At 29.0% G+C, this 2,813-nt stretch carries 2 protein-coding genes; both read right to left on the bottom strand.

The annotated features are described in order from the left end of the window. Positions 1 to 14: 14 nt before the first annotated feature. A complete protein-coding gene (locus OL66_RS00440) occupies positions 15 to 1,553 on the bottom strand; it encodes a 2-hydroxycarboxylate transporter family protein (RefSeq protein WP_173401678.1) in 1,539 nt (512 codons plus the stop codon). Continuing rightward, positions 1,550 to 2,722, bottom strand: a complete 1,173-nt coding sequence (locus tag OL66_RS00435; protein ID WP_011161063.1) for an NAD(P)-dependent malic enzyme — start codon at positions 2,720 to 2,722, stop codon at positions 1,550 to 1,552. Before OL66_RS00435 ends, OL66_RS00440 begins: the two co-directional genes overlap by 4 nt. Positions 2,723 to 2,813 lie beyond the last annotated feature (91 nt).

Raw genomic sequence — 2,813 nt, 5'->3', positions numbered from 1 at the left:
TATATAAAATATAATTAATATAACAAAGGATAAGCAATACTAGCTACTACTACTACTAAAGCTCCACCAATACGAGTAGCTATTTGAGCAAAAGGCATTAATCCCATCAAATCAGAAGCTGATAAAATAGCAACATTACCAGCACCTCCAATACTATTGGTACAAAGCCCTGCAGTAATTGATGATTCTACTGGATAATAACCTAACTTTTTGCCTAAATACCCTGCTACTAAAGCAACTGATAATACACACATTATACATGTAAAGACAAATTTAACATTTAATTGTTTTAACATATCTTCCATTGGAATACTAGAACCTAAAATTACAATAAAAGCAGATGTAAAATTAGTAGTAACAAATTTAGAAGCTTGATTAATACAACTATTATAATAATCAGATACTACATTAAATAATTTCATCAAAACAACTACAAACACTAAAAAAACAATATATTCTGGTAGGTATTTTTTAATATTTGGTAATAATAAAATTAAGGATTCTTTTATTAAAACACTCAATAAATATAAAGTAAAAATAGCAATTAAACCTGTAGTTATTTGAGGATAACTTAATTTTTCAGGAACTGATTTAGAAGTATTTTTATCTGGATTTTTTGGAGTTTCTTTAACTTCCAATTTACCATAACCACTATATTTAGTAGTTTTCAAAAATTTCTTAATAAGCCCAGAAGCAAAAATACTAAAGATTCCTCCTACTAATAAAGCAGGAGTCATATGAGACATAAAAGGTTCTTGCCAATCTAGATTCTGCCCAGCATAAGCATTTTTTAAAGGAGTAACTCCAGATGACATACCACCACTTGCTAAAGGAGCAAAAATATAAAAGACAGCATCTAAAAAGCCCCCTTTAGAAGTTTGAGAGGCATTTTCTAACCCTCCAATAGGATTTAATAAAGCCCCCAAAGTTCCTACAACTAAAGCACCAGTAAGCAAAGATACTAATATTAAAGGAATAAATTTTTTAAAAGAACTTTTTAATAACTTTTTATCCATACTTAAAAAACTACCAATAATTAAAGCAGAAACGAAAAAACTAGCAAAACCAATAGCTTTATAAGTATATTGAGTTTCTTTTACTTTTATAGACTCAGCATTTAAATGTTTCATAATACTTTGCATAAACTTTTGCATTTGCAAAAAGATAGAATCATCTTTAAAAAAAGGATAAGTAAACAAAATAGAAGGTACTAAAATACATAAAATAGAACCACCTCCAATATCTTTTAAGAGGGGAGTTTTAGCACCTATTTTTTGTAAAACAGCAGCTAAAAGCATAGCTATTAATAAAGGGGTAATTAATGGATGAAATGCAGGATTAAATTTCTTAGTAGTTTGAAAACTTACAAATCCCAAAACAAAAACTTGCACAAAAACTACTAAACTCATCAAACAAAAAAGAGGTACACTAAACCCTAAAATAGTTTTTTGAGGAGCAAAAATACTATTAACTTTTTTAGAGTCTTTATTATCTTTATTATTATTATTGTTTTCTTTATTATCCGGGGAACTTTGTTCCTGTTCTATACTCATTTTCTTACTACTCCAGTTTCTTTAGCTACTTTACAAACTGCCAAAGCAATTTGTTTAACTACTTCTTTATTAAAGGAAGTTGGTAAAATATTATTTTCATTTAAATCTTGTTCTTTAATGATGTTTTTTAGAGCATAAATAGCAGCTTTTTTCATCTCTTCGGTAATTTTAGTTGCTTTAGCATCTAATGCCCCACGGAAAACACCTGGAAAAGCAAGACAATTATTTACTTGATTAGGAAAATCAGATCTCCCAGTAGCAACAATTCTAGCCCCACCTTTTTTAGCTTCATCTGGCATAATTTCTGGTACTGGATTAGCTAGAGCAAAAACAATTGCATCTTTTGCCATAGTAGATACCATTTCAGCTGTAACAATACCAGGAGCAGATACACCAACAAAAATATCTTTTCCTTTAAGTACTTCTTTCAAAGTTCCTTTTTCTTGATATTTATTAGTTACTTCAACTAATTTTTTTTGCGGCTCATTAAGATTGGCTACTCCTTTATATAAAGCTCCTGTTTTATCAACTAAAACAATATTGTTAACTTTTAATAACAACAACATTTTAGCAATTGCCATCCCTGCAGAACCTGCTCCATTAATAACTACTTGAACATCTTCAATAGATTTTTTAACTACTTTTAAAGAATTTAGAATTCCTGCAGCAACTACAATAGCAGTACCATGTTGATCATCATGAAAAACAGGAATATCAAGTTTAGCTTCAAGAGCATCTTCAACTTCAATACATTGAGGCGACTTAATATCTTCTAAATTAATTGCTCCAAAAACAGTTGAAATTTTAGAAACAATATTTACTATTTCTTGAGAATCAGTAGAATCAATACAAATAGGAAAAGAATCAATACCTGCTAATTCCTTAAACAAAATAGCTTTTCCTTCCATAACTGGCAAAGAAGCTTTCGGACCAATATTACCCAATCCTAAAACTGCAGTCCCATTTGTAACAACACCTACCATATTACCTTTCATAGTATAACGATAAACATCACTAGGATTTTCCTTAATTTTTAAACAAGGCTCTGCTACTCCTGGAGTATAAGCTAATGCTAAATCATCTAAGTTTTGTACTTTTACTTTACTTACAATACCTACTTTACCTTTATTTTTTTCATGTATTTCTAATGCTTTTTCTTTGATGTTCATTTAACTGAAAATCTCCTTTTATATTTCTTTATGTATTTTATATATATTTGAAGGGTGATTTGATCTTGAAATTATTACCAAAAATAATCAT

The sequence above is a fragment of the Chrysanthemum yellows phytoplasma genome (genome assembly GCF_000803325.1).
GTDB classification, from domain to species: domain Bacteria; phylum Bacillota_I; class Bacilli_A; order Acholeplasmatales; family Acholeplasmataceae; genus Phytoplasma; species Phytoplasma asteris.
The sequence above is the reverse complement of the archived record's forward strand: the minus strand, read 5'-3'. Positions and strand labels throughout refer to the sequence as shown.

What these genes read in the sequence shown, in the direction of transcription:
- OL66_RS00435 (WP_011161063.1), bottom strand. Translation starts at nt 2,722, where the DNA reads ATGAACATCAAAGAAAAAGCATTAGAAATACATGAAAAAAATAAAGGT.
- OL66_RS00440 (WP_173401678.1), bottom strand. Translation starts at nt 1,553, where the DNA reads ATGAGTATAGAACAGGAACAAAGTTCCCCGGATAATAAAGAAAACAAT.